This is a genomic window from [Micrococcus luteus] ATCC 49442 (assembly GCF_010367585.1).
GTDB classification, from domain to species: domain Bacteria; phylum Actinomycetota; class Actinomycetes; order Actinomycetales; family Micrococcaceae; genus Arthrobacter; species Arthrobacter luteus_A.
On sequence record NZ_JAAAXP010000001.1, the window covers coordinates 2,738,960 to 2,764,069 of the forward strand.

General features: G+C 67.5%; 29 protein-coding genes and 1 pseudogene. 8 read left to right on the forward strand and 22 right to left on the reverse strand.

Annotated features, from left to right (window positions below; all coding sequences use genetic code 11):
* Positions 1-16: 16 nt before the first annotated feature.
* The 6 genes from rfaE2 to GUV69_RS12450 are packed head-to-tail and all read right to left on the reverse strand — an operon-like array spanning position 17 to position 5,987.
* Positions 17-1,399 (reverse strand): D-glycero-beta-D-manno-heptose 1-phosphate adenylyltransferase, encoded by a 1,383-nt coding sequence (gene rfaE2 / locus GUV69_RS12425; protein ID WP_164202749.1) that lies wholly within the window; start codon positions 1,397-1,399, stop codon positions 17-19.
* Entirely contained in the window at positions 1,396-2,094 is a 699-nt protein-coding gene (locus GUV69_RS12430) for a D-sedoheptulose-7-phosphate isomerase (protein WP_164202751.1), read from the reverse strand. The genes rfaE2 and GUV69_RS12430 overlap by 4 nt, the downstream gene beginning before the upstream one ends.
* Entirely contained in the window at positions 2,091-3,341 is a 1,251-nt protein-coding gene (locus GUV69_RS12435; protein WP_164202753.1) for a glycosyltransferase, read from the reverse strand. Before GUV69_RS12435 ends, GUV69_RS12430 begins: the two co-directional genes overlap by 4 nt.
* The gene (locus tag GUV69_RS12440) at positions 3,338-4,366 is read right to left on the reverse strand and encodes a glycosyltransferase (protein ID WP_164202755.1); all 1,029 of its coding nucleotides are present in this window, start codon (positions 4,364-4,366) and stop codon (positions 3,338-3,340) included. Before GUV69_RS12440 ends, GUV69_RS12435 begins: the two co-directional genes overlap by 4 nt.
* Positions 4,363-5,454 carry a glycosyltransferase family 9 protein gene (locus GUV69_RS12445; RefSeq protein WP_164202757.1) on the reverse strand — a complete coding sequence of 364 codons (1,092 nt, stop codon included), beginning with the start codon at positions 5,452-5,454 and terminating at the stop codon, positions 4,363-4,365. Before GUV69_RS12445 ends, GUV69_RS12440 begins: the two co-directional genes overlap by 4 nt.
* Complete coding sequence (locus GUV69_RS12450; RefSeq protein WP_164202759.1) at positions 5,451-5,987, reverse strand: D-glycero-alpha-D-manno-heptose-1,7-bisphosphate 7-phosphatase; 537 nt, start codon at positions 5,985-5,987, stop codon at positions 5,451-5,453. The genes GUV69_RS12445 and GUV69_RS12450 overlap by 4 nt, the downstream gene beginning before the upstream one ends.
* A gap of 132 nt (positions 5,988-6,119) precedes the next feature.
* Here GUV69_RS12450 and GUV69_RS12455 point away from each other — a divergent pair, with 132 nt between their 5' ends.
* A complete protein-coding gene (locus GUV69_RS12455; RefSeq protein WP_244292710.1) occupies positions 6,120-7,073 on the forward strand; it encodes a glycosyltransferase family 9 protein in 954 nt (317 codons plus the stop codon).
* Positions 7,074-7,096: 23 nt separating this feature from the next.
* On the opposite strand, the pseudogene GUV69_RS12460 reads toward GUV69_RS12455, so the two are convergent.
* Together GUV69_RS12460 and GUV69_RS12465 are read right to left on the reverse strand one after the other, a co-directional pair.
* Positions 7,097-8,017 (reverse strand): annotated as a pseudogene (locus GUV69_RS12460) (sigma-70 family RNA polymerase sigma factor); the annotation flags it as partial.
* Between the two features lie 162 nt (positions 8,018-8,179).
* On the reverse strand, positions 8,180-8,905 hold the full coding sequence (locus GUV69_RS12465; protein WP_164202761.1) for a hypothetical protein: 726 nt from the start codon (positions 8,903-8,905) through the stop codon (positions 8,180-8,182).
* Between the two features lie 201 nt (positions 8,906-9,106).
* Between GUV69_RS12465 and GUV69_RS12470 the strand changes: the two genes are divergently transcribed.
* The 4 genes from GUV69_RS12470 (at position 9,107) to GUV69_RS12485 (ending at position 12,462) form a co-directional block, all read left to right on the forward strand.
* Positions 9,107-10,108 carry a hypothetical protein gene (locus GUV69_RS12470; RefSeq protein ID WP_164202764.1) on the forward strand — a complete coding sequence of 334 codons (1,002 nt, stop codon included), beginning with the start codon at positions 9,107-9,109 and terminating at the stop codon, positions 10,106-10,108.
* Positions 10,108-10,539 carry a phage holin family protein gene (locus GUV69_RS12475; RefSeq protein WP_164202766.1) on the forward strand — a complete coding sequence of 144 codons (432 nt, stop codon included), beginning with the start codon at positions 10,108-10,110 and terminating at the stop codon, positions 10,537-10,539. Before GUV69_RS12470 ends, GUV69_RS12475 begins: the two co-directional genes overlap by 1 nt.
* Complete coding sequence (locus tag GUV69_RS12480; RefSeq protein ID WP_164202768.1) at positions 10,536-11,144, forward strand: DUF3618 domain-containing protein; 609 nt, start codon at positions 10,536-10,538, stop codon at positions 11,142-11,144. The genes GUV69_RS12475 and GUV69_RS12480 overlap by 4 nt, the downstream gene beginning before the upstream one ends.
* Positions 11,145-11,238: 94 nt before the next feature.
* Entirely contained in the window at positions 11,239-12,462 is a 1,224-nt protein-coding gene (locus tag GUV69_RS12485) for a YihY/virulence factor BrkB family protein (RefSeq protein ID WP_164202770.1), read from the forward strand.
* A gap of 246 nt (positions 12,463-12,708) precedes the next feature.
* Here GUV69_RS12485 and GUV69_RS12490 read toward each other — a convergent pair whose 3' ends face one another.
* The 6 genes from GUV69_RS12490 to GUV69_RS12515 form a co-directional block, all read right to left on the reverse strand.
* A complete protein-coding gene (locus tag GUV69_RS12490; protein WP_244292711.1) occupies positions 12,709-13,452 on the reverse strand; it encodes a glycosyltransferase family 2 protein in 744 nt (247 codons plus the stop codon).
* A 1-nt stretch (position 13,453) separates the two neighbouring features.
* Positions 13,454-14,857 carry a bifunctional PIG-L family deacetylase/class I SAM-dependent methyltransferase gene (locus tag GUV69_RS12495; protein WP_164202773.1) on the reverse strand — a complete coding sequence of 468 codons (1,404 nt, stop codon included), beginning with the start codon at positions 14,855-14,857 and terminating at the stop codon, positions 13,454-13,456.
* Positions 14,851-15,945 carry an acyl-CoA dehydrogenase family protein gene (locus GUV69_RS12500; protein ID WP_164206517.1) on the reverse strand — a complete coding sequence of 365 codons (1,095 nt, stop codon included), beginning with the start codon at positions 15,943-15,945 and terminating at the stop codon, positions 14,851-14,853. The genes GUV69_RS12495 and GUV69_RS12500 overlap by 7 nt, the downstream gene beginning before the upstream one ends.
* A 69-nt stretch (positions 15,946-16,014) precedes the next feature.
* Positions 16,015-16,494: a Dps family protein gene (locus GUV69_RS12505; RefSeq protein WP_164202775.1), complete on the reverse strand. Its 480-nt coding sequence runs from the start codon at positions 16,492-16,494 to the stop codon at positions 16,015-16,017.
* 78 nt (positions 16,495-16,572) lie between these two features.
* On the reverse strand, positions 16,573-17,250 hold the full coding sequence (locus tag GUV69_RS12510) for an O-methyltransferase (RefSeq protein ID WP_164202776.1): 678 nt from the start codon (positions 17,248-17,250) through the stop codon (positions 16,573-16,575).
* A 32-nt stretch (positions 17,251-17,282) separates the two neighbouring features.
* On the reverse strand, positions 17,283-17,606 hold the full coding sequence (locus tag GUV69_RS12515; protein ID WP_164202778.1) for a thiamine-binding protein: 324 nt from the start codon (positions 17,604-17,606) through the stop codon (positions 17,283-17,285).
* A gap of 121 nt (positions 17,607-17,727) precedes the next feature.
* Here GUV69_RS12515 and GUV69_RS12520 point away from each other — a divergent pair, with 121 nt between their 5' ends.
* Positions 17,728-18,363 carry a TetR/AcrR family transcriptional regulator gene (locus GUV69_RS12520; protein ID WP_164202780.1) on the forward strand — a complete coding sequence of 212 codons (636 nt, stop codon included), beginning with the start codon at positions 17,728-17,730 and terminating at the stop codon, positions 18,361-18,363.
* Positions 18,364-18,568: 205 nt separating this feature from the next.
* Positions 18,569-18,787 carry a hypothetical protein gene (locus tag GUV69_RS12525; protein ID WP_164202782.1) on the forward strand — a complete coding sequence of 73 codons (219 nt, stop codon included), beginning with the start codon at positions 18,569-18,571 and terminating at the stop codon, positions 18,785-18,787.
* A gap of 65 nt (positions 18,788-18,852) precedes the next feature.
* Here GUV69_RS12525 and GUV69_RS12530 read toward each other — a convergent pair whose 3' ends face one another.
* From GUV69_RS12530 to GUV69_RS12555, 6 genes are all read right to left on the reverse strand, one after another.
* On the reverse strand, positions 18,853-19,140 hold the full coding sequence (locus GUV69_RS12530; protein WP_164198701.1) for a hypothetical protein: 288 nt from the start codon (positions 19,138-19,140) through the stop codon (positions 18,853-18,855).
* A 58-nt stretch (positions 19,141-19,198) separates the two neighbouring features.
* Entirely contained in the window at positions 19,199-19,474 is a 276-nt protein-coding gene (locus tag GUV69_RS12535; protein WP_164202783.1) for a hypothetical protein, read from the reverse strand.
* A gap of 75 nt (positions 19,475-19,549) precedes the next feature.
* Entirely contained in the window at positions 19,550-19,861 is a 312-nt protein-coding gene (locus GUV69_RS12540; protein ID WP_164202785.1) for an AzlD domain-containing protein, read from the reverse strand.
* Positions 19,858-20,607, reverse strand: a complete 750-nt coding sequence (locus GUV69_RS12545) for an AzlC family ABC transporter permease (protein ID WP_164202787.1) — start codon at positions 20,605-20,607, stop codon at positions 19,858-19,860. The genes GUV69_RS12540 and GUV69_RS12545 overlap by 4 nt, the downstream gene beginning before the upstream one ends.
* On the reverse strand, positions 20,604-21,113 hold the full coding sequence (locus GUV69_RS12550; protein WP_164202789.1) for a DoxX-related protein: 510 nt from the start codon (positions 21,111-21,113) through the stop codon (positions 20,604-20,606). The genes GUV69_RS12545 and GUV69_RS12550 overlap by 4 nt, the downstream gene beginning before the upstream one ends.
* A 97-nt stretch (positions 21,114-21,210) precedes the next feature.
* Positions 21,211-22,119, reverse strand: a complete 909-nt coding sequence (locus GUV69_RS12555) for a glycerophosphodiester phosphodiesterase family protein (RefSeq protein ID WP_164202791.1) — start codon at positions 22,117-22,119, stop codon at positions 21,211-21,213.
* Between the two features lie 50 nt (positions 22,120-22,169).
* Between GUV69_RS12555 and GUV69_RS12560 the strand changes: the two genes are divergently transcribed.
* Positions 22,170-23,519 carry a DUF445 domain-containing protein gene (locus GUV69_RS12560; protein ID WP_164202793.1) on the forward strand — a complete coding sequence of 450 codons (1,350 nt, stop codon included), beginning with the start codon at positions 22,170-22,172 and terminating at the stop codon, positions 23,517-23,519.
* Here GUV69_RS12560 and GUV69_RS12565 read toward each other — a convergent pair.
* Positions 23,516-24,265 carry a LamB/YcsF family protein gene (locus tag GUV69_RS12565; protein WP_164202795.1) on the reverse strand — a complete coding sequence of 250 codons (750 nt, stop codon included), beginning with the start codon at positions 24,263-24,265 and terminating at the stop codon, positions 23,516-23,518. The genes GUV69_RS12560 and GUV69_RS12565 overlap by 4 nt on opposite strands.
* Complete coding sequence (locus GUV69_RS12570) at positions 24,255-25,073, reverse strand: hypothetical protein (protein ID WP_164202797.1); 819 nt, start codon at positions 25,071-25,073, stop codon at positions 24,255-24,257. Before GUV69_RS12570 ends, GUV69_RS12565 begins: the two co-directional genes overlap by 11 nt.
* Positions 25,074-25,110: the final 37 nt, after the last annotated feature.

Below are 25,110 nucleotides of genomic sequence, written 5' to 3' on the forward strand. Positions count from 1 at the left end.
TTCAGTGGGGATTGGTTCAGCTGACTTTCGCGAGGGCTTCGGCCAGGGCGGTGGAGGACCGGGCCGGGTGGTAGGGCACGGTGACGCAGCGCCCGCCCCAGCTTTCCACCAGGTCGGCTTCGGGCAGCCTTCCGCCCTTGTAGTCCCCGCCTTTGGCCCAGATGTCGGGACGGAGCCGGTCCAGGACGGCTTCGGGGGTGTCTTCGTCAAAAATCATGACCGCATCCACGCATTCCAGGGCAAGCAACAGCTCGGCCCTGTCCTGCTGGCCCATGATGGGACGCTGATCGCCTTTGAGTCGGCGCACGGAGGCATCGGAGTTCAGGCAGACAATCAGGCAGTCGCCCAGCTCCCGCGCGGCAGCCAGTGACCTCACGTGGCCGGCGTGCAGCAGGTCGAAGCAGCCGCCGGTGGCAACCACCTTGCCGCCGTTTTCCCGCACCCGCCGGACCAGCAGCAGGGGCTCTGCGGGGCGGTGCCGGACTTTGCCGTGTCCGCGCCGGTCCGGCAGCGAGGCCACACCCCCGGCCGCCAGGAAATCGGCGGCCTCGTGGACCGCCAGGACGGCGGCATCCTCAAGGTCCCTGCCTTCCAGGAGGTGCACGGCCACACTCGCGGCCAGCCTGTCCCCGGCTCCGCAAGGGTCCGCTGCCTCAACCCGCGGTGCCAGGATGGGACGCGGCGTGCGGTCCCGTTCGAGCAGCAGGGTTGCCCCGCGTTCCCCGGTGGTGACCAGGACCGCGCGGCTCTGCCACTCATCCAGCAGGATGCCGGCCACCTCGCCCGCCCCGTCAGCAGCCGCCGGTCCATACGGACCGGCGGGCCGGGTGCGGGCAGACTGGTGTGCCTCCGCCAGGTTCGGCGTCACCACAGCGACGCCGGGAACAGGCGGGGCACCGGACGGGTGCGGGTCCCAGACCACCGGGACGTCATCGGCCAGCCTTTCGAGCAGTTCCCGCAACTGGGGATTGGCGGCCAGGCCGCGGCCGTAGTCGGCCACAACAATGGCACGGGCTTTGGCCACTGCCCGCAGCATCGCGGGGGTTACGTCCGGTGCCGCCGGCCTGCCGCAGTCCTCATCAATCCGGACCACCGCGTGGGTGCCTGCCCGGACGCGCGTCTTGACCGGTGTCGGAGAGCCGCACGGACCGGCCACCACACGCACCCCGGCGAGTGCAGCCTCCACGTGCCGCCCGGCGTCGTCGTCCGCCAGGACCGTCACCAGGGTCACGGGCCAGCCGTCTTCAGCGAGCATCCGGGCCACCAGCCCTGCTCCGCCCGCGCGGCGCCTGATGCCGGACACATCCACCACGGGGACGGGAGCGTCCGGGCTGAGCCGGGTAGCTTCCCCGGACAGGTCAACGTCGAGGATCACGTCCCCTACAACGACGATGCTCATGGCTGGCCCGTCCGTGAGGTGCGGCGGTCAACCTCGCACTCGAAGGCCCGGCAAAGCGCATGCAGGGCGATCAGGTGGGCTTCCTGGGCGTTGGCGTTAAGGCTTTCGATCATGACTGCCTCATCGCACGCGGTGGCGAGGGGGTTGGGGCCCGGCCCGGTGAGCGCCCAGGTGGTGAGGCCAAGCCGCGCGGCCGCTTCCACTGCACGGAGCAGGTTGGGGCTGTTGCCGCTGGTGGACAGCAGGACCAGCACGTCACCGGAGCGCCCGTGCGCGCGGACCTGGCGGGCGAACACTTCCTCGTAGCCGTAGTCGTTGGCAATGGCCGTGACCGCAGAGGTTTCCGCATGCAGTGAGATGGCGGAAAACGGGACGCGCTCGCCGTCGAACCTGCCCACGAGTTCGGCGGTCAGGTGTTGGGCCTCGGCCGCGGAGCCGCCGTTCCCGGCAGCAAGGAGCCGCTGGCCGCTGAGCATCCGGTTCGCCAGTTCAATGCCCCACGCGGCGAGGCGGGCGGATTGGCCGCGGAGCGAATCCAGCGCCGGAACGACGTTGTCCAGATGGAGCCGCACAGCATCGGCGGCAGCGGCCTTTGCTTCCTCATTCGCAGGCGCCAGCCCTGGTGAGGCAACGGGATAAGCCTCCCCGGCCAGGGCTTGGAGGTCCTGTTCCCGGAGGAACCATTCGGCAGTCACAGCGCCGCTCCTTCCATCCGGACCTGTCCGGCGGGCATGCCTGACACCGCCGCCTGGTAAGCCTTTTCAGTCTCGGCGGCCACACGGTCCCAGGAATACCGCGAGCGCGCCCGCTGCTGCCCGGCGGCGCCCAGTTCTGTCTGCAGTGCCGGGTCACGGAGGAGGAGCCCCAGTGCGGAGGCGATGGCCTCCGGATCCCGCGGCGGCACGTGGATCCCCGTGCCGTGGTCCACTACTGTGTCGCGGAGCCCGCCGACGGCGGCAGCCACCACGGGCACGCCACACGCCATCGCCTCCAACGGGACGATGCCAAACGGCTCATACCAGGGAGTACAGACCACGGCGTCTGCGCTGCGGAAGATGCCGGGCATGTCAGCGCGCGGCACCTGCCCCCTGAAGGTCACCTGGGGCAGGACGCCGAGCCCTGCGGCGAGTGCCATGAGGCGCCGCACTTCCGGATCCGAGTGAAGCACCCCGGGGTCGGCGCCGCCGCCCACGATGAGGAGTTCGACGTCGGGATATCCCGCCGCGGCGAGAAGCGGGAGGGCGCGGATCACCAGGTCAACACCCTTGCGGGGCACCAGCCGGCCCACGGAAAGGATGCGGTGGCGTCGGGTGCGCGGGGCGGCAGGGGCGGCGGGGGTGAAGAGCCCCAGGTCCACGCCGCAGGGTGCGATGGACACCTTGCCGGTGTCGATGCCCATGGCTTTCAGTTCGAAGACCTCGTCCGGGCAGGTGGCGATGATCCGGTCGGCATCACGTCCCACGCCCGGCTCCAGCCAGCGGCGTTCGCGGGGGCTGGTGTCTTCTGCGCCCTGAAACCGGCGTTTGACGGTGCCGAGCGCGTGGAACGTCTGGACCATCGGGACCCGGAAGGCGGTGTCCCGCCGTGCCGCGTCGAGCGCTGCCAGGCCCGACATCCAGAAATGGCCGTGCACCACGTCCGGCGGCCGTTGCCCCCAGTCCAAGGCAATGCCGTCGGCCAACTCCCCCATCAAGGGGAGCAGTTCGTCCTTGGGGATGTGGCGCGCAGGCCCTGCGTCCACGTGGACAACGTCCAGCCGTGGCCCCACTCTTACGCGGCGGTCCAGCTCAGGAGCGTCGCGCCGTGTGTAGACCGTGACGCTGTGACCCCGCGTGGCGAGGGCCTCGGACAGGGCCGCCACGTGGACGTTCTGCCCGCCGGCATCCACCCCGCCCAGTGCGGCCAGCGGACTGGCGTGTTCTGAAACCATTGAGATTCTCATAGGTTTTTCCTTTCTGGCGCCGGGACGAGGATCTGCTCTTCGAGACGTTCTATACCGGGGTCCCCGGGCAGGAGGTCCGCAAGCAGCGTGTCCCAGTCGTCCAGGAACCTGCCCAGGCTGTAGCGGGCCAAAGCGGCCTCCCGGGCGGCGACGCCCCGCCGTCGGGCTTCTTCCGGGTTGGCGAGTAGACGCCGGGCGGCGCGGAGCAGTTCGTCCACATCGGTGGATACTGCCCCGGCTTCCGGCGGCACGGCACGGGTCGCTTCGGTCGTGGCGAGGGCAACCACCGGCATACCCAGGTGCATCGCCTCCAGGAGGGACAGACCCAGCGATGTCCAGCGCATGGGGTGGACGTAGACACGGCAGCGGGCCATTTCGCGGTGGAGCTCGCGGGTCTTCAGGTCACCGCGGATCCGGAGCCGGGCATTCTCGAAGCCTGCGGCTGCGGCGAGTCCCTCGGTTTTCATGCCGAACACATGGACCGGGGCCGCGGCGGCGAAAGCCGGCAACAGATCGGTTCCGGTCACGCGGCCGCGGCGCACGGGCTCGTTCACCACGACGGCCAGTTCCGGCAGTTCCCCGGTATAGAGCTGCCCGGGGTCCGGGATGCCGTGTTCCACCACCAGCGAGGGGGCCCAGCCGGTATCCCAGGCGAGCTTGTTGAAGTGGGTCACGTGCACCACGGGAATGCTGTCCTGGTCGGCGAGCGGGTGCCGGGTGAAGGGAAAGTTTCCTTTGGGCGTGTTGTGTTCCAGGAACACCGCCGGGAGGTCGACGCCGGGGCGCCGGCCCAGGCAGGCCGTCACCTCCTCGATTTCCTCCGGACGTTGAAGCACGACGGCGTCCACCTCGCCGGCGTCGAGGCCGGCCAGCGACACTTCCCGGACTGAGTCAGGCCAGTCCCTGCCTGCCAGTCCCAGTCCCCACGGGCCGCCGCCGGGAAGTACTGGCAGGAGATACTCATGCCGGCCGCGGACAAAGGCATCTGTCCAGGATCCGTGCACGTGCCACAAGAGGATCCTCATCGGCTGCGGTCCTTTCTACGGGTGCTGAGGCGGGTGCTGAGCGAGGAGACGCCGCCAATCAGGCGCTCCACCGCCCGCATTACGTCTTCCGGTGACACTGAATCCAGGCAGGGATGTCCGGGAACGGGGCAGATCCTGGCCCGGGTCAGGCGGCACGCGGCGTTCTGGTCGCCAAGTAGTTCCAGGGGGACGCCGTAAGGGGCCCAGCGCACAGCAGGGACCACCGGGGAAAAGAGGCAGGCAACAGGGGTTCCCACGGCTGCGGCCAGATGGGCTGGTCCGGTATTTCCAACCACAACCGCTTCCGCTCCGGCAAGCACGCCGGCCAAGGTGCGAAGGTCCGTGTGGCCGCCCAAATCGCGGGCGGAGGGCCCGGCCACGGTGGCGGTAAGGGAGGTTTCCGCCGGGCCGCCGGTCACCACCACACGGTGCCCTGCCCCGGCAAGGAGTTCGACGGCGGCGGCATGGTGGAGCGGCGGCCAGGCCCGGGCCGGCACCGCTGCTCCGGGGTGAACCACCACGTAAGGTCCGTCGCCCACCAGTCCGGACACGTCGGGGACGGGCAGTATCCGCAGCTTGCCGTCGTCGCCCGCCGGCAGCGGGAAGCCGGCCGCCCGAGCTACCTGCAGCGCCCGTTCCGGCTCCGGCTGGTCCTCCGGAAGGTCCTCCCCCGGTCTGAGCCGGATATCAAGAAGGGAGCCCGCGTAATCCGTGGAAACGCCAGTGATCCGTTCTACTCCTGCGAGCCGCAGCAGGAGGGCGAGGGGCAGCGGGGACTGATGGAACGAGGTCAGGATGACGGCCTCGGCAATCCTGGAATTCCGCACATACTCAATCAGCCGGTCGGCGTGCGGGCCCGTCAGCTTCGGCGCTGGATTCATGATCCACGGGCTGTCCCAGCTGTAAACTTCCCCCACTCCGGGCAGCAGGGACGCGGCCGCCTCACCCTGGCGGCCGCACAGCATCACCACGTGGTTGGGCCTGCTGCCGTCGGGCTGGCGGCCACTGGCCACGGCACGCACAGCCGGGCCGGCCAGCAGGACATCGCCCAGGCTGTCCAGCCGTGCCACCAGGACGCGGCCCGTCATGACCCCTCCAGCAGCAGCTCAACGGCACCGGCAAGGTCCTGCGCCACCAGTTTCGCTTCAGTGATCTCCTGCGGCCTCGTGGCCGGCGTGGGTACCAGCACTCCCCGGGCCCCCGCTGCGTCTGCCGCGCGGACGTCGCTTCCGATGTCGCCGATGAGCGCCGCCTCAAACGCGCTGATGCCCAGCCGCCGGCAGGCGCTGTGCACCATACCGGGGGCCGGCTTTCGGCAGGCACAGCCATCCGACTCAGCATGGGGGCACACCTCCCACACATCGAAGGGGCCCAGGAGTTCTTCCACCCGCGCGTTGACGCCGGCCACATCCGCCGCCGTCAGGAGGCCCCTTGCCACGCCGGACTGGTTGCTGAGCACTCCTACCGCCAGCCCCCGGGCCCGTAATGAATCGAGCACGCCTTTTGCTCCCGGCATGGCCCGGACCAGGCCGGGGTCCCCGTTGTAGGGCACGTCAACCACCAGGGTTCCGTCCCGATCGAACAGGACAGCCCTGAGCTGCGGCGTTTCGGAGGTTCCCATACGGACGTAGTTCCCCCGCGCAGCGGTCCCTAAACAGGCCACCCGGCATTTCCGCGGAATAGAATCCTTGGACACGGCTCGGGGAGACGTACGGGCCGCACGCTCAGCTGGACCGAGGCGGAAGGCAGGCGGATGGGCCATCACCACGAGGAACACGGCAGCGCCCGCCCTCAGCTTCTGGTCCTCCGCGCCCTCGGACTCGGGGATCTCCTGGTTGCCGTACCCGCCCTGCACGCGATCCAAAGGTCTTTTCCGGACCACCGGTTGCTGTATGCCGGTCCCGCGTGGCTGGCCGACGCCGTGACGCTGGTTGGCGGCTACGAACTGCTGCCCCTGGGCGGGCTGGACGATGTTCTTCCCGTACCGGGGGGCGACGTGGACATCGCCGTCAACCTGCACGGCAAAGGCCCGCAAAGCATTGCCCTCCTGCAGGCAGCAGGACCCCGGGCCATCATGGCGCACCGGGGCACCGGACTGGACGGGCCGGAATGGGTTGAGGACATGAATGAGCGCCTGCGCTGGACGCGACTGGTGCAGTGGCACGGAATCGATGCCGACCCCCGGGACGGCGCATTGAACATTCCCTCCGTCGCCACGCCTTTCCGCGCCGCCACTGTCATCCATGTGGGCGCCGCTTTTGCCAGCAGGCTCTGGCCTGCCGAGCGCTTTGCTTTGGTAGCCCGGCGCCTTTCCGACGGCGGCCACCGCGTAATTTTCACGGGGAGCGCCGGCGAGCGGCCACGCGCCCGGGACATCTGCCGCCAGGCCGGGCTGCCGGGCACCGCCGTGCTGGCAGGACGGCTGGAGCTGCGGGAGTTTGCGGCCTGCATAGCCGAAGCGAGGCTGGTGATCTCGGCAGACACCGGCGCAGCCCATCTGGCCTCCGCCTACGCACGGCCGTCCGTTGTGCTTTTCGGGCCGGTGGGTCCGGACCGCTGGGGTCCGCCGCCCGGGCCTCACGTGGTGTTGACGCGGGACGCGTTGCGCCGCGGGGACCCCTTCGCGGACAGCCCGGACCCGGCCCTTTTGGGAGTGACAGTGGACGATGTGCTCTCGGCCGCGGCTGCGCTGACAGGGGCGCAATGATTGCTTTCCTGCAGCCGGTGCTGGAGGTCCACCAGCACGCGGGCCAGACGGCGTGAAACCTGCATCTGCGACATTCCGAGCCGCTTGCCGAGTTCCACCTGCGTCTCCTCGCAGAAGTACCGGCGGTACAACAGCTCCCGGTCAGCGGCGTCCAGTTCCTGCATGGCCTCGCGCAGGCAGGAGAGCTCTTCCAGCCGTTCAAGGGGCGTGTCCGAACAGGCCAGCATCTCTGACGCAGGCAGCGCCCCGCCGTGGGTCGGGACGGCGTCGAGCGAGTCCGGGCGGAGACTGCTGGAGGCATTGATGGCCTCCCGCACCTCATCCGCTCCGACCCCCAGGTGCCCGGCAAGTTCGGAAACAGTGGGATTGCGTCCCAGCTCCTGGGCCAGCTCCGGTTCGACGCGGAAAAGCTGCGAGCGCAGGTCCTGGATGTTCCGCGGCGGCCGGACCATCCAACTGCGGTCCCGTAGATAGCGCTTCAGTTCGCCGGTGATGGTGGGGGCGGCGTAGGCGGGAAAACTGTGTCCCTTGCTCCGATCGAAGCCCCGGGCGGCCTTCACGAGGCCAAGATAAGCCACCTGGTTGAGGTCTGCGCGCTCCCGGCCGCGGGCTTCAAAGCGGGCAGCCAGTGCTTCGGCGAGATCCAGGTAATCCAGGACCAGGTCGTTTTCAAACGCCTGCCGCAGCCTCCCGCCTGAGGCGGTTGGCCGTGCAGCCTCCGTTTCCTGCGGGTGCTGCGCAGACTGGTGCGGTGGCTGCTGCGGCGGCTGCGCAGACTGGTGCGGTGGCTGCTGCGGGTGCTGCGCAGACTGGTGCGGTGGCTGCTGCGGGTGCTGCGCAGACTGGTGCGGTGGCTGCTGCAGGGTCAGCTCCCGTGGCACACCTGCGGGCAGCAGACGGACAGAAGCGGTATCTCCGGCAAGCACGGCGAGGTATTCAGGCATTGTCGGCGGTTCCTTCGGGTCTGGGTCCGAAAGCCTGCGGCAAGACTTAGCAGTAGGAAATCATAAGCCTGCTTATTAAACAATGCTTCGCCGGTTCGAGCGGCCGGACGGCCTGGCATTTACCAGCCGTTCGGCCAGCCGGGAACCGGGCACCGGGGCTTGTTATATTCCGGAGGGAGGCACGTCCCGCACGGCACGATCGCGGCGCCTCCGGAGATCCTCAGCCTGCGCGGGCTCCGCGGGCTCACCGGCTGTGCGGGAATCGCCATCGCCCGTCACGTCGCCACGGATGTCGCCACGCGACCGCGCATCAGCGCCATGAGCGTCCACGCCGCGGGCATCCGGCGTGCGTGCATCCATGCCGCTGGCATCTGCGGCCTGCTCCTCCGCGGTGCGTGATGATGCCGGGGTAACCCCGGGACGGGCTTCCGCGTGGCGCACGCCGCCGGAGTCGTCCCGCGCGGCGTCCCGGCCCAGATCCTGGCGTGTGTCCTGGTCGCGCCCGGGCCGCCCTCCCCGGCCAGAATCCCGGTCCCCGTCCTGGTGGACATCCGGATCAATGGCGTTGGCCTTTTCGGTCTGCCTGGCCACATCATCACGGAGGGCTCTCGCATCACTGGCCTTCTGCTCGGCTTCCTGCTTCAGCCGCGCGGCGTCAACCTGGGCCTGTTCCGCATCAGCACGGGCCCGGCTCGCCCGGGCCTCTTTCTCGCGGGCGTCGAGCTCCACCTGCTCCGCCTTCCGGCGCATTTCGGCAGCCTTTTCGCGGTTCGCCTCGTCACGCTTCTGCTCCATTGCCCTGCGGCGACGGCCCGTCACCAGGAATGCGACCAGAAGAACCACAACAACAACGCCCACAATTACCCAAACCCAGGGTGCAATGTCCAAGCTACCCACCTCTTTCCATCTGCTTCGGCCGGACCCCGCACCACCGCGCTGGCTGGCATCTCGGACCCGCTGATTGGTTACTCGTTTGAAAATAACTACCAAGGGTACTTATGTTCTATTAGTAACCATGCTTACTATTTTACGGCCAGCATGGCTGGTTCTTGATCAGCAACCGGCCTTCTTTGGAAAGAGAGAGCGAAGATGACAGAGAACCAACGGCCCGAGGACCCTGCATACACGGCTCCTTCAGGCTTTCCCGGCTCCGCAGAAGAATCAAGCTTCACCGCAGAACGCAGCGCCAGCACTTTCCCCGCAGCCGCCACGACAGGCGGAGTCTCCACCCCGCCCGCAACCTCTGTGCCGCCCACCGGAAGCGGCGTTGGCGGGTCCCGCACGGATGCCGTCAAGGGCGAGGCAGCAGACGTTGCCCGGACTGCAGCGGATTCGGCCCAAAACGTGGCCGAGACCGCCAAGACAGAAGCGGCCAACGTCGCCTCCGAGGCCAAGGCTAATGCCAAGGACCTGCTGTACCAGGCACGCAGTGACCTCACCGATCAGGCCGGCGTACAGCAGCAGAAGGTAGCCAGTGGCCTGCGATCCGTTTCGGACGAGCTGCACGCCATGGCCCGGGCATCAGACCAGCCCGGCGTTGCCTCGGATCTGGTCCGACAGGCCGCGGACCGTTCCTCCGCCGTTGCTGCGTGGCTGGACGGCCGCGATCCCGGCTCGCTCCTGAACGAGGTCAAAACCTTCGCCCGCCAGCGTCCCGGCACCTTCCTGCTCCTGGCCGCCGGCGCGGGCGTCCTGGCAGGGCGGCTCACCCGCAGCCTCAGCGCAGGTGCACCGGAGTCGGCCACAGGATACACCGGCACAAGCTACACGGGCACTGGTGGCCAGCACGCGGCAGGCCCGGGCGGCGCCTACACACCGGCGGCCGGCGGCACCATCCAGCCGCCTCCCGTCCAGCTGCCCGGTCCGGCCACCACAACGGCAGGGTTCGACGGCGGCGCGCCGGGAAGCAGCTACGGTGACCCTTCCCGCCCCGCGAGTCCTCTGGACAGCCCGCAGCTCGCGGAAGAACCGTGGTCAGGCAACCGTCTCGCGGACGATCCGTTGCGGGAGCGGGAGCTCGCCGACGATCCGATGGCCAATGACCCCCTGACCCGGGACCGCTCTGCGGACGGCCAGACTGGCAGGCTGTGATGAGCAGCCAGATTCCTGAACCTCCCCCGTCGGAGGCACATGTGAAGGCGGATAACACATCGCTGGGTGATCTGCTCGGTGAGGTCACCCGAGACCTGTCCACGCTGATGCGGCAGGAAGTGGAACTCGCCAAAGCCGAACTCAAAGAGTCCGCGTCCCAGGCCGGCAAGGGCGGCGGCATGCTCGCCGGCGCCGGGGTGGCCGGGCACTTCGTCCTGCTGTTCCTCTCGATCGCCCTCTGGTACGCCCTGGGCGAGCTGATGGGACTGGGCTGGTCCGCGGTCGTCGTCGCCGTCATCTGGGGCATCATCGCCGCCATCCTGGCCTCCATGGGCAAGAAGGAACTCAAAACGGTCAAGGGCATGCCCCAAACCACCGAAACACTCTCAGAAATCCCCCCAACCCTGAAACCCGGTGAGGTAAAACGATGAGCGAGAACCCGGACGCAATCCGTTCAGACATAGAAGCAACCCGCGCACGCCTGGGCACCAACGTGGACGCCGTGGCCGACAAAGTCTCCCCGTCCAACATCGTCCACCGCCAAACCGACAAAGTGAAAGAAGCCGTGTTCGGCGTGAAGGAGAAAGTCATGGGAACAGCCGACGACGTCACCCACCGCGTCCAGGGCGGGGTCCACACCCGCACCGACAGCGCCGGGAACGCCCTGCATGACGCCGGCGCAGCCATCAGCGACGCACCGCAACAGCTGAAGGCCAAGACCCAGGGCAACCCGATGGCCGCCGGCCTGATCGCCTTCGGCGCCGGCATGCTGCTGTCCTCCCTGATCCCGGCCAGCGAGAAGGAACGCGAAGCAGCGGACGCCATCAAAACCGCCGCCGAACCCATGACCACCCAACTGACCGAGGCCGCCAAGGACATGGCCGAAGGCCTGAAGGAACCGGCACGCGAAGCAATGGAAAACGTCAAGGCCACCGCCACCGACGCCGCCGACCACGTCAAAGCCGAAGGCCAGGTCGCAGCAGCCGACGTCAAAGACCGCGCCACCGACGCCAAGGACACCGTCCAGAACACGTGACCGGCATCCATAACCGCAAGCAGCATCACTGACAGGCCGGTTCCCCCTTTCCGGGAGGGCCGGCCTGTCCATTACCTACCTAAGAGGACACCCCATGGCCGCTCAAGACGCATCCGAAACCAGCACTGCCAAGGCGGGCCAAGCCCCGGCACCTGACGATTCCCGGAAGCCGGACAGCCCCGGCGACGTCACCAAACCGTCCTGGAAGTACATAGCGAAAAAGACCCTCCGGGAGTTCACCAAGGACCAGTGCCCGGATCTCGCAGCAGCCCTGACCTACTACGCCGTTCTGTCCCTGTTCCCTGCAATGCTGGCGATCGTCTCGCTGATCGGCCTCTTCGGAGACCCAGAGAAGACAACCACAGCCCTGCTGGAGATTGTGCGGGGCTTCGCCCCCGCCGAAACAGTAAACACCGTCAGCGGGCCCGTTGCGGAACTGGCCAGCGCCCCGGCCGCCGGATTTACCCTGGTCATCGGCCTTGGAACCGCACTCTGGTCTGCCTCAGGGTACGTGGGTGCCTTCGGCCGGGCCATGAACCGGATCTATGAAGTGGACGAGGGCCGTCCCTTCGTCAAGCTGCGCGGAACCATGCTGGCGGTGACCCTCCTCGCCGTCGTCATCGTGGCCCTCCTGGCAGGCATGCTGGTGCTCAGCGGGCCCGTGGCCGAGGCAGTGGGCGGACTCATCGGTCTCAGCGGCGTGTTCCTCACCATCTGGGACATCGCCAAATGGCCGGTGATGGTCGCGCTGATCATCGCTATCATCGCGGTGCTCTACTACGCCACCCCCAACGTCAAGCAACCCAAGTTCAAATGGATGAGCCTTGGCTCCGGCATAGCGCTCTTCATCTTCCTGCTGGCCTCGCTGGGGTTCGGCTTCTATGTTGGCAACTTCGGAAACTACAACAAGACCTACGGCGCCCTCGGCGGCGTGATCGTGATGCTGCTGTGGCTGTGGATCCTGAATATGTCCCTGCTGTTTGGTGCGGAGTTCGACGCCGAGATGGAACGCGGGCGGCAGTTGCAGGCGGGCATCGAGGCTGAGGAGACCATCCAGTTGCCGCCGCGGGACACCAAAAAGAGTGAAAAGCTGCAGAAACAGGAAGAAGAAGATATTCAAGACGGCCGCGAACTCCGCGAAAAGTACAGTGCAGAGAAAGCCGGGGACGCGGAAGGTTCGGACGGAGACGGCGACCAAGGCACGGGCGGTAGCGGCGACCGGCGCGAGAGCCAGGGCCTGGGGCGGCATCGGGACAGGGTCCGTGACAAGGTGCGTGCCAGGGCCGCCGGGAAGGACCCGGGGCGCGAGGAGCGCTAGGCCGGGAACCGGAACGTGTCGGGACTAGGCAGGGCCTGCATCTTGGAGGAAAATCAATGTAGGACAATCCGTTGAGCTTCCCGCGGCATGATGCCGCGGGTGTGAGGCGGGGTCGGCGGCGAGGTGGCCTCTTCTGAGACCGAGGCCAGTCCCCCCAGTCGTCGTCGGCCCCTTGGACGTGCGGCGTGACGTGCGGTGGCTGCCGCCGTTGCGCCGGACCTGTTTGCCATCAGCAATCCACGCGCCTCAGCCCTTCAAAGCCGCCGCCGGTTCCCTTCTAAGTGCCAGCAGGTAGGAGCCGAATCCCTGCGGCGCGCGGGCATCGGTCCGGCCGGACGTCCGGACCCGGATGGTGTCCGTGGACCACACTGTGGACCCGTGCTTGCGGAGCCGCTCAACCAACCCACGGTCCTCGTGCGAGCGGAGGCGGGGGAACCCGCCCGCCAACACATAGGCTGAAGCCCGCACGCCCAGGTTGGCCCCGTGCACGTGCGGGTGATCCTCCCCCAGCGGGTGCCGCAGATGCCAGCGCCGGAGGAGGTCCCCGTCCGTACTTTCGGGGTCCGGTTCCACGGTGCCCAGGACAGCATCGGCCCCGCGGTCGGCCAGCTCCAGCTGGCGCAGCAGCCAGTTTTCCGGAACGCAGGAATCGGCGTCTGTATTGGCCAGCCAGAGCTGCGGGGAATCGTAAGGGAGCCCGGTTCCGGTGCTGCCCAGCGCCGCGCGGATCCCGGCCCGCCGGGATCCGCCGACGCTCCGGAACGTGACCTGCAACAGGCTGATCCGGTGGTCCGCCGCAGCACAACGCGACGCCACTGCCGACGACCCGTCCGTACAGCTGTCCAGCGCCACCAGGATCCTGACGGCGACGGCTGGCCGCTGTGCCTGCAGGGCATCGGCAGCTGCACAGACGGCAGCGAGGGCTGCCGGCAGGAGGTGTTCCTCATTGTGGACGGGTATCACCACCGCCACCTCCCCGATGCGCTCCACGTCAGGCCTCCAACGAGCCGGGATCGCCGGGTGCCACAAGCGTCTCCAGCACAAAATCGCGTTCCTGGTAAAGCCCGGCGGTGCGCCAGCGCAGCCGGTTCCGGGTCAGCGCATGGACCGAGTCGCCGTCGAGCTCCCAGCCTGACACCGGGTGCCGCCAATGGCAGAGCAGCAGCGTGCCGCCCGCCAGCATGGATGCCCGGATCCTGTCCAGGAGCTGATCAAACTCCGAGGGCGCGAGGTAGTACCCCACCTCGGAGACAACTATCAGGTCGTAGCGCCCGTGGGGCCACTCGGCCGGCAGGGTCAGCTGTCGGGTGGAGACGTGTGGAAAGGGGGCAAGGCGCTCGACGGCACGTCCCAGGGCCGTGCTGCTGGCGTCAACTGCCAGGAGGCTGCCGCACCTTCCGGCCAGCTCGGCGGTCAGGGTTCCAATCGAGCACCCGATCTCCAGCCCCGACTCGTAATGTTCCCGTGGCAATGCGGCCAGGGTCAGGCTTCGCTTTCGACGCTCGTACCAGCTGGTGGTGTAATCCCAGGGGTCCTCAGACTCCGAGTGCACGGCGTCGAATATCCGTTGCGCGTCCCCGCTGGTGTGAGGCGTGGCGTGCCGGCCCGGCCCGGCGGCAACAGGTCCCGGCGGAGTCCAGGCGAATGTCTCGAAGGAACGCTGGAAATGCGCCAGAAAGCCCGGGCCGAGCAGCGTTTCGTCCCCGGCCAGTCCGGATAACGGGCGCACCTGGCTGGTGTGCGCGGCCATGGCCGCTGTCTTGGCAGCCTGCTGTTCAAGGCTGAGGGGAAGCCGGGCCCACGACTGCCAGGCGGGGTCCTGCGGGGAGGCCCAGAGCCAGTACCAGATGGGATATTCCAGCAGGGCGTGCCCGCCTTCGCGGGCGACGTCGGCCGCGGCCGTGCCCAGGGCGTCATGGTCTGCGTGGCCGTCAGCACGGTAGGGCGCCACGATCGCGAGCTCCTGCGGGTTCCCCGGATATAGCTGAATGGCCTCAAGCAGCCGCGTGGTGAGGTCCGGTTTACGGTCCGCCAGGCCGCTGTCCGGCAGGCCAAGGTAACGCCACCGCCCAGCCAGCCCCAAGACGTCCATCGCGGCCGCAAATTCGTCAAGCCGGACCGTGGCGAGCTGCCCGGGAGTCATGGTGGCGGAGTTCGGGTGCGAGCCCTCCCCGGCAGTGCAGAGCAGCACCTCGACGTCGGCGCCCAACGAGTGCAGCAGCGCCAGCAGGCCTCCAGCACCCAACGTCTCGTCATCGGGGTGGGCGGCCAGCACCACAAACCGCATGGCTCCCAGTTCCTGCGGCGCCAACGGCAGCTCGGCGAGCGCAGCCAATCCGCTTGCAGCCCAGTCCTCTTCGTCAGTGCCCGGGTCCGTGTGCGAGAAGCTCACCATGGGTGGTCCCCCGTGAGCGTCCGTTTTCCCAGCTGGGCATCGTCCCGCATGGCATGGTGCTGGCGCACGTACAGGGCCAGGTCCGCCATCCGCTTGGCGTATGGTTCGTCGAACACCAGCGGCGCCGGCCCGCGGTTCTGGCCCACGAGGGACAGGACGCGTTCGACGGCGGCGGCTACCGTTCCGCGCACCCGCAACGCCTCGCTCCATGCGCTGCGGTCCGCTCCCGTGGTCCGGTCGGGAAGGGCACCGCCGTCGGACAGGGCACCCGCGTTAGACAGGGCACCGCCGTCGATCAGCTCTGCCGTACGCGCCAGGTACTGGAGGGCGGAGGTAAGGATCCGGTCCGTCTCACCCAAAGCTGCCAGCGCAATCTGGTCAGGTTCGCGGCCCCTCTCCGCAGCGGCAGCCAGGGATTCCTTGTAGTCCCTGGCCACCGCCACGGCTCCACCAAGCCAGCAGGCGGCCACACCCATGCCGCCCCATGCGAAACCTGGCCGGCTGAAGTACCAGTCATCCCCGCCCAAGGGAAGTGCCGGCACCTGGTCAAAATGGACAGTTCCGCTGGGAATTTCCCGCAGTCCGCGCGCCACCCACACGGGATCCTCGCACGTCACTCCCGGGTGCCGCAGGTCCACGGCAAAGGCGGCCCTTTCGCCGGTTTCGGTGTGGGCGGTAATGACGGCGCGGTCCAGAAGTGGCGCCAGGGAACACCACGGTTTTGCGCCGCTAAGCAGGATGCCCTCACCATCGCGTTTGGCCTCCAGCCGGGTTCCAGGACCTTCGGCGGCGAACACTCCCCACACCCCGCCGCGCTCTTCCGGTACAACGCCCGCCTGCGCCAGGATGGCCTGCGCATCCAGATGCGGTTCAAAAACGCGGCCGGCGGCCACATCCACACCGGCCACCGAAGCCAGCAGTTCCCACAGACGGCCGGTCTGCCCGTCCCCCGGCTTTGGCCAGTCGCTTCCCACCTTCCCGGCAACGGCCAGCAGTACCGGGACGTCGCCGGCAGCCGCCGCTACAGAGTCCAGCAGGCTGCCCCAGCGGGCCAGTTCGGCATCAGCAGACACCAGGCGGACAGGCATCGGAAGGCGGCCCCGGCCGTGAGCAGCGGTCACCGATTTGTGTTCAGTCACGCCGCTGTCAGCCCCGGCCTACTTTTCTGCCGGTTCGGTAACAGGCGCGGAGGGTGTCATGGTTTCGGCGTTGACCATCCAGGCCAACTGCTCCAGCCGCTCGATGGCGGCGTGCAGGAGGTCGGCGCTGGTGGGATCTTCATCGTCCACCTCGTCATGGACGTCGCGCATGGTCTTAACCGTGCGTTCGAGCCTGGCAGTGACCAGCTTGACGGCATCCTTTGTGGAAACCAGCCCTGCGGCAAACTGGTCCAGGCGTGTATCCGCGGCTACAGTCCGGCTTCGGCCGTCGGGCAGGGCATGCAGCGCACGCATCCGTTCCGCCGCTTCGTCAGCGAACTGGCGGGCACTGGCGATGATCTCGTCCAATTGCAGGTGAAGGTCACGGAAATTGGTGCCCACGATGTTCCAGTGGGCCTGCTTGCCCTGCATGTGAAGCTCAATCAGGTCCGTGAGAACCATCTGAAGATTGCTGGCAAGGGTGGGTGACGCTTTCATCGAATTCCTCCACTGCAGGCTGTCTGATCCGGACGGGCATCGGCCGGGGTCATTCTAAGCATACTTATGAATTGCCGGTCACTGGACCCTGGCGAGGGCGAACCCGTCCCAGCCCTTGGACCCGACGGTCTGGATCACGGTCGCATCCAGCCGGGGATGGTTCCCCAGCAGTTCCAGCGCGCTGATGATTCCTGGCGCGTTGACCTCGTCAAGGGACGGATCCAGAACGGCCCCCTCCCACACCGCGTTGTCCAGCACGATGACGGTTCCCGGCTTGCCCAGGCGGACTGCCCAGTCGAGGTAGTCGGCGTCGTGTTCCTTGTCCGCATCGATGAACACAAAATCGAACGGCTCCTCCCCCTCCGCCTCCAGCGCGGCTAGCGTGTCAAGTGCTGCGCCGACGCGGACTTCCACCTTGTCAGCCAACCCGGCTGCTGCGACGTTGGCCCTCGCTATCTCCGCATGCTTGGTGAGGTATTCACACGACACCAGGCGGCCGCCGTCGGGAAGCCCTTGAGCCATCCAGATGCTGCTGAAGCCGGCAAGCGTGCCGATTTCCAGGACGCGCCGGGCACCGGAAATCCGGACCAGGAGATTCAGCAGCTTGCCGGCATTGGGGGTCACCTCGATGGGCGGCAGGCCGGCGTCGACGGCGGTGCTCACCGCCTGCTGCAGCGCGTCGTCGGGATGGACCACGGTTGCCGTGAGGAAATCTTCCACTGCCACCCAGCCTGACTGGGTCTTGTGCTCAAACATGGCCACAGTCTGGCACGCGGCCCCGCGCCGGTCTAGGAACCGTCGGTGAGGGCCTTTTCCAGCCGGTCCACCTTCGCGCCGAGCTCGCCCGTATAGCCGGGCCGGATGTCGGCCTTGATGACGAGCGAAACGCGGCTGCCGAACCGGGCCACGGCTTCGGTGGCGCGCTTGACGACGTCGAACACCTCGTCCCAGTCGCCTTCGATGGTGGTGAACATCGAGTCCGTCCGGTTGGGCAGGCCGGATTCCCTGACGATCTTCACGGCGGCAGCGACGGCGTCGTGGACTGAGGCGTCGGTGGGACGGGATCCGCCAACGGGCGTGCCGGACGGGGCAACAGAAAAGGCTAGCAACATAGGGCAAGTCTTTCATGCCGCCAAAAGACCCGCACCGGACAAATGGTGCCAGCCGACGTCACATAACCGCCTACCCTCCAGTAACCATGATGACCGTCTGCCGCGTTGCTAACCTGATCCGATGAGCATTGCTGTCGTCCGCAAGCCACTACGCGCAGACGCTGCCCGGAACGTGGACAAGATCATCCTGGCCGCCCGCCAGTGTTTCCGTGAGCACGGTCCGGAGGTTCCACTGCAGACCATTGCAGCGACTGCCGGAGTGGGCCCCGCTACTCTCTTCAGGAACTTTGCCGACAAGGAAGAGCTGGTCCTGGCCGCCCTCAACCGGCAGCTCCGGGAAACCGTGGACCCGGTCATCGTCGACGCCTTGGCGGGCATGGACGCCGCAAAGGGCTTGCTCCACGTCATCGAGGCCATCATGGCCGCCGCCAGCGCCGACGCCAACCTCCTCGGTGCAGTAGCGGGACGCCGGGAACTCCTCACCGGGATCACGGGTTCGCTGATGGAATCCATCGGCGTCCTCCTGGTGCGGGGGCAAGGCCAAGGCACCCTTCGTCCCGATATCTCCATGACCGATATGTTCCGGCTGCTGGCCATGCTGATCGGCGTGGTGGACACCATGGAACCCGGCTCAGACGCGTGGCGCCGGCCCGTGGCCCTCATCGAGGATGCCATCCGAACTGAACGGTCCGGCCGGCCCCTTCCCGCACACATTCCCCTGCCCGCACCGCAACTCCAGAGCCCGCCCTACGCCTGACCAAACCCTGCCGGAGGCCGCCCGGCAAGGCCCCCGGCACCACGCCATTACTGGTCTCCGCAACTGGTACCCGTGGGGGCCATTGAGAGTGTCCAGACGTTGGATTAGACTCGCAGGAGGGTTACGCAGCCAGCCTCTGAACAACCAGAGGAGTTTAAGAAATGCGTTCTGTTGTGGACTTTCAACATGCTTCGGAGCTTGCCAAGTGAATCACGCGAAGCTCTCCCAGTTCATCAATGATCCGCGCGGCCCCGAAGAGGTCCTGCCCTCGCTCGCCGCTGAGGAACTCACCAATCTCCTGGATGCCCTCTACCAAAACCTCGACACCCCCGCCCCCGATTTCGGCGCGCAGGTCTGGTACGAGCTGGCTGTGGAGGAAATTGCCCGCCGGACTGCCCCGTCAGAGGATGAGCAGTCGGCCTGAGCCCGTGTGACCGGCCCACCGACTCCGACGGGCCCGCCTGGCTGCACCGAGGTGATGAACCATGTTCAGCCGGCGTGGCCCCCGGAGTCTTCTTTTTCCTGAAGGTCGCCCTGCGGGAGGTCGCCCTGTGGGGTGGCGTCATGGTCGTGGTGATGAGGAACGTGGTCCTTGGCCTGGAGCAGGTGCTGCTGCAGCTTCTCTTCGGCGGCGCGGCGGCGCCGGGACGTATCCCGTAGTTCCCTGGTGGCTTCGGACGCGCTCTTGTCGTAAATCGGCCGCGACTTAGGTTCTGCACCCTGAGCGTGGGCTCCGCCGGCGCCTTCGGGCGCGTGTTCCTCTACAAGTTCGTTCATGTCACCTGGCTCCTCTTTGGGCGCAGCTGCGCAATCACAGCTGCTCTCAGTCCGCACATCATTCGTCGGACGCGGATTTTCGGTTATGGAGCTCGGCTCGGACCGCCGCATGGAGGGTAACCATTCCCGGTTCCTGGCTGACGTCAAGAGCCAGTCTTATCTGTTCGGACAGGATGTCAAGGTCCTCTGGCGGCAAGTCGGCAAGGGACCTGAAGCGGGTAAAGAACCGCTTCACCGGCAGCCCCGCGCGCCAGCCTGCGTCCGTGGGACGACGGGGCTTGCGGGGTCTGGTGCGGGCTACGTGCAGCCTTATGTCCATGGTCAGCGCTCTCACGAAGAATCCACGGCCAACTGCATAGCCAGCCTCATGGTACAGCGCAGATACCGGTGACCGCCAGAGTCTTGGCGGTCAGTTCCACCCGATCAGCCGGAGCAGGGCCGCAGTGCCTGCACCCGCGATCACCACCACCAGGAACGGGGCGCGGAAAGCCAGTGCGACGGCGGCGGCGGCCAGGGCGCCCAGCCGTGCGTCCGCAGCCAGGGCCTGGCCGGAGGCTACCGTGTTGACCATGGTCAGGGACGCCAGCAGCCCGATGGTCATGGTCCCGGCCACGCGCGACATCCGGGGGTCTTTGAGGAGCTTCGCCGGGACGAGATAGCCCACCAGCTTCCACGCGTAGGCGAGCACACATGCCAACAGCAGCCAGAACCAGAGGTTCATGCACCCACCTTCCCTGGTCCGTCGCTTCGGTGTCCGTGGTGCTCTCCGTAAGGATCAACGTCCGGTTCCAGCCCCTCGTCACTGCGCCCATGGCTGAACCAGCCGATCAGGGCGGCCACCACTGCGGCAATCAGAATCGGCACGCCCGCGGGAACGAACGGAACGGCGATCACCGTTGCCAGGGCACAGGCCACGGCAATCGCGGCGGGCTCCCTGCCCTTGAGCCGCGGCCACAGCAGGCCCAGGAAGGCCGCGACAGCCGCGCCGTCCAGGCCCCACTGCTTGGGGTCGCCCAGCCCGCTTCCTGCCAGGGCGCCTACGGCCGTGAACAGGTTCCAGAGCACATAGATGCCAAGGCCCGCGGTCCAGAAGCCGCGGCGCTGCTCGGCCGGATCAGTCTGCCCGGTACTGGTCGCCGTTGACTCATCAATGGTGACCTGGGCGGCAACATAGCGCCGCCATCCCGTCGGGCGCAGGAGGGCATTCAGCTGCATCCCGTAGATACCGTTCCGCATGCCCAGGAGCGTGGCCGCGCTCATCGCCGCGATGCCGGAACCTCCTCCCGCCACCACGCCGATAAACGCAAACTGGGATCCGCCGCTGAACAGCAGGAGGCTGAGCGCCATGGTCTGCCAGAAATCGAGGCCTGACGTGACGGAGAGGGCGCCGAACGAAATCCCGTACAGGCCGGTGGCGATGCTGATGGAGATTCCCACCCTGACTGCGGGCGATGCCGGCAGCTTCACGGCCGCCGCCGGGCGGGGGTGCCCCGCAGGCTCCAGGCCCAGAGAATGAGCGGGACTTGAAGGGGAAACCTGACGGTATGTGCTGTGCGTTGTGCCGGCGAGCCCGTGGGGCCATAGGCCCGGCGGAGGGCGTCCGTGTGGCCGGCAAGAAATACGGTGAACATGGCCGCCACCGCAGTGGCTGCCGCGCGGCGGGTCGCGGGGATCAGGAGTCCGATGGCGGCGCCCGCCTCCAGCAGCCCGCTCACCGCGATCCATTCCTCCCGCGACATCACCGCCAGAGGCCGCGTGCCGCCGTCGTGCGGTATGTTTCCGTCGCCCGTGATGTTTCCGTCGCCCGTGGCATCCGGGCCGGTCACCGGATCCTCTCGGCAGAGGTAGTCAGGGACCACCTGGGAGAAGAACTGTGGCTCCCGGAAGTGCTTCATGGCGCTGGTCAGCAACAGCGCGCTCATGGCTGCCGCGGAGAAGGTTTGGACGGCCCGGCCGGACCAGCGAAAAGGCATGGCTCCACTCAATCACAGCGGAGCGCCCGCGGTTAAAACGCGGCGCAGCGGTGTAACCGGACTGCGGGGCCACCTCCGCCGGGGCCAGCGCCGCGGGTCAGGACGGCAGCTGGGCCTGCTGGCTGCTCGACTGGAGCTGCGCCAGCACCCTGGCGGGTTTGTTGGTGGTGATCTCGTGGACGCCCAGCCCCTGGCAAAGAGCCACATCGCGCTCGGTGTCAACCGTCCAGACCCGGAACCGGCGGCCGGATTCCAGCCAGCGCTGGACGGTCCTGGCATGTTCACGGACGTAGATGATGCCGGGCCCCGCGATACCCACCTCGCACTCATCCAGGATCCGTTCGCCTTCCAGCTGGGCCGCCTTCATGACGTTGGCAATGGCACCCCCCGCCAAATGTCCCAGGCTCAGTTCGTCACGGATTTCGTCGACGTCGATGTCGTCAACAAGCTGGCAGATGTGTTCGGCCGGAACAGTCTTGAGCAGGTGTTTCACTGAATCCGGGCTGAAGCTCATAAACGAGACACTGATGTTGTCCAGCGCAGAGGTGGCCGGGTCCCAGCCCTGGCGCCGGAGCACGTCCAGCACCCGGTCTTCGAGCCTCAGCTGGAACGGGCTGGGATGTTTGAGTTCAATGGCCAGTCCCATGGGCCGGCCGGCGCCCCGCAGGATGTTCAGGAGCTCCGGCAGTGTCAGCAGCTGCTCGGACCTGGCACCGTATTTCTCCGGGATCCGGGCACCTTTCCACGACGAAAAATCCAGCAGCCTCAGCTCGGCCAGCGTCCGGTCCGCCACCGGCCCGGTGCCGTCCGACGTCCGGTCCAGGTTCGCGTCATGGATCAGGACGGCGTGCTGGTCCCGGGTGAGGTGGATATCACACTCGACCCCGTCGGCGCCGTCGGCGATGGCCTGCAGGTACGCAGCGCGGGTGTGCTCGGCAAAGGCAGCGCTGGCACCCCTGTGGGCGAAAACCAGCGGCCGCTCCGGAACAGACTCGTCGAATGTCATGAGGACACGTTAGCGGACCGGGCCCGGGCCCACGGGACTAGGCTGGGCACATGCAGGTGAACTCTGAGCCAACTACCCGGCAAGCCCCGCCCCAGACCCCCGGCGCGGTGCCGCCGGACGGGAAGACGGGAGCCGCCGTCGTCCGTCATCAACTCAGTGCGGGGGACGCCGAAAAGGCGGCAGCGCTGCGGAAAATGAAACTGGTGGCGCTGGGACTCCTCATTGCCATGGCCGTTATTTTTGTGTTCACCTTCGCGCTGCAGAAGGAGTATCCGTGGCTGCAGTACGTGCGTGCCGCGGCCGAGGGCGGCATGGTGGGCGCGCTGGCCGACTGGTTCGCCGTCACTGCGCTGTTCAAGTACCCCATGGGCATCAAGATCCCGCACACCGCCATCATTCCGCGCCGCAAGGACCAGATCGGGGCGTCCCTCGGCGAATTTGTGGAGACCAATTTCCTGTCCGAGCAGGTGGTCCAGGACAAGCTGGCATCGCTGGACGTGGCACGGAAGGCCGGGGCGTGGCTCTCCGGGCCCGGCGGCGCCGAGCGCGTGGCCAAGGAGGGCGCGGCCGTCATCCGCGGCGCGTTCAAGGTCTTGAACGACGACGACGTCCAGGCAGTGATCGAGGCGATGGTCCGCAAGCATTTGGTGGCCCCGCCGTGGGGGCCGCCGGTGGGCAGGATGGCGGAACGGATTTTTGCCGACGGGCACCACCACAAGCTGGTGGACCTGCTGGTGGACCGGGCCGCGGACTGGGTGGACGCCAACCACGAGACCGTCAGCCGGCTGGTCTCGGACCGTTCCCCCACCTGGGTCCCGCAGTTCGTCGACGGCCTGGTGGGCGACAAGGTCTATGTGGAGATCCTGAAGTTCACCCGGGCCGTGCAGTCCGATCCGAACCACCAGGTACGCCAGCAGATCGATAAATACCTGACCGATCTTGCGCAGGACCTCCAATTTGATCCCGTCATGATCGCCCGCGCGGAGGACATCAAGGCCCAGGTCCTGGGCGATCCCGAAGTCCGCGAACTGGCTTCCCGGACGTGGGGAACCGTCAAGAACGCCCTGCTCAGCGCCGTGGACGATCCGGAAAGCGAGCTTGCCGTCAGGTTCAAGGCAACGGTCCGGGACTTCGGCTCACGCCTGGTCAATGACGACGAACTGGCCGGCAAGGTCAACACCTGGGTCGGCGACGCCGCAGGCTACCTGGTGCGGACGTACCGCTCGGACATCGCAGGCGTGATCACCGATACCGTGGCCCGCTGGGACGCCGAGGAAACGTCCCAGAAGATCGAACTCCAGGTGGGCAAGGACCTGCAATTCATCCGGATCAACGGCACGGTGGTGGGCTCCCTCGCCGGGCTGGCCATCTTCACCGCGGCGCATCTGGTGTTCGGCTAGGCGAAGGACTCCAGCTCCACGCCGGCCGCCTCGAGCCCGGCCCGGACGGCAGAGGCCATTTCGACGGCGCCGGGGGTGTCGCCGTGAATGCACAGGGAATCAGGCCTGACCTGGACCACGGTTCCGTCCACGGCCACTACCTCCCCCTTCGTGGCAAGGCGCACGGCGCGCTCCACGATCGAGTCAACGTTATGCAGCACGGCGCCCTCCTGCGAGCGCGGCACCAGCGTGCCGTCCGCCTGGTAGGCGCGGTCAACAAAGGCCTCCACAAATACGGGGTGGCCGGCTTCCTTGGCCTGGATCAGCAGTTGCGAGCCGGGCAGGCCAAGGATGGGCAGCCCGGGATCGTAGGCCTGGATGGCGGCCACTACGGCGGAGGCCTGATCGGCGTCATGCACCAGGCGGTTGTAGAGGGCGCCGTGCGGCTTGACGTAGTCAACGGAGGCACCCACCGCGTGCGCCACGCCGTCGAGCGCTCCCAGCTGGTAGAGGACGTCGCCGAACAGCTCGTCGAAGGACATGTCCAGGGACCGGCGGCCGAAGCCGGCCAGGTCCCGGTACCCCACGTGCGCGCCCACTGTCACGTCGAGCTCGAACGCCGCGCGGCAGCTGTCCAGCATGGTGACCGGGTCCCCCGCATGGAAGCCGCAGGCCACGTTGGCACTTGTCACCAGCGGGAACATCGCGGCGTCATCGCCCATGGTCCAGGAGCCGAACGATTCGCCGAGGTCAGCGTTAAGATCCAAGGTTTGTACCCTCCAGGGTGTTGTTGGCCGCGGTGTTGGTCTCCGCAGCTGCAGCGGTGGCTTTGAGCTCCCCCGGAATCGTATCCGGCATTGGGCCGAATGCCTCCTTGGCGTTCGCCACCACGGCCCGGCCCATCATCAGGTTGCCCGCACCGCCCACCACGGCGCCGATGCCGAACGGCAGGGCCCGGCCAAAGAGTGCGGTGCCCTGGCGTTTGAGCAGGTTCTTAAGGAACGCCTTCTGGATCTTCGTCCGGATGGCGCCGAAGCCGGTGGGCATGGACTTGGAGAGCGCGTTTCCCCATGCCTGGGTGGCACTGGCCCCCTTGCCCATGGCCTGCCCGCTCAGCGTACCCAGCAGGGCAGTTCCCTCCTCGCCCAGCATGATGGCCATGACCATGGTGCTGGCCTTTTCCGGGTTGGTCAGGCGGATCCCGTGGAGTTCGGCCAGCGACGTCGCGTAGAGCGCCGTGGCTTCGAGGAAGCCGACCGTGGCCGCGGCGGAGAGACCCAGCGACGCCACCGTTCCGACGCCGGGCACAACCGCGGTTGCCCCGACGAGCGCGCCACCGCCGGTCACCGCGCGCAGGTAGTCACGCTCCAGGATTTCCGCGAGCCTGGCTGCGCTGGCGGCGGGGTGCTTGCGCTGCAGCCGCCGGACGTAGGCGACCACCAGCGGCCGTTGGATTTCGACAGCCCTCAGGAGCATGTTGTGGACGCCGGGTTTCGGCTTGCCCTCGGCATCGAACACCGCGTTGTGGGCGGTCTCCTGGGCGATGCGTACTGCGGGGTTACTGCGCTTGGCCATGGTCACCTCTGCTTCTGTAGTACGTCTGCCGCGGCAG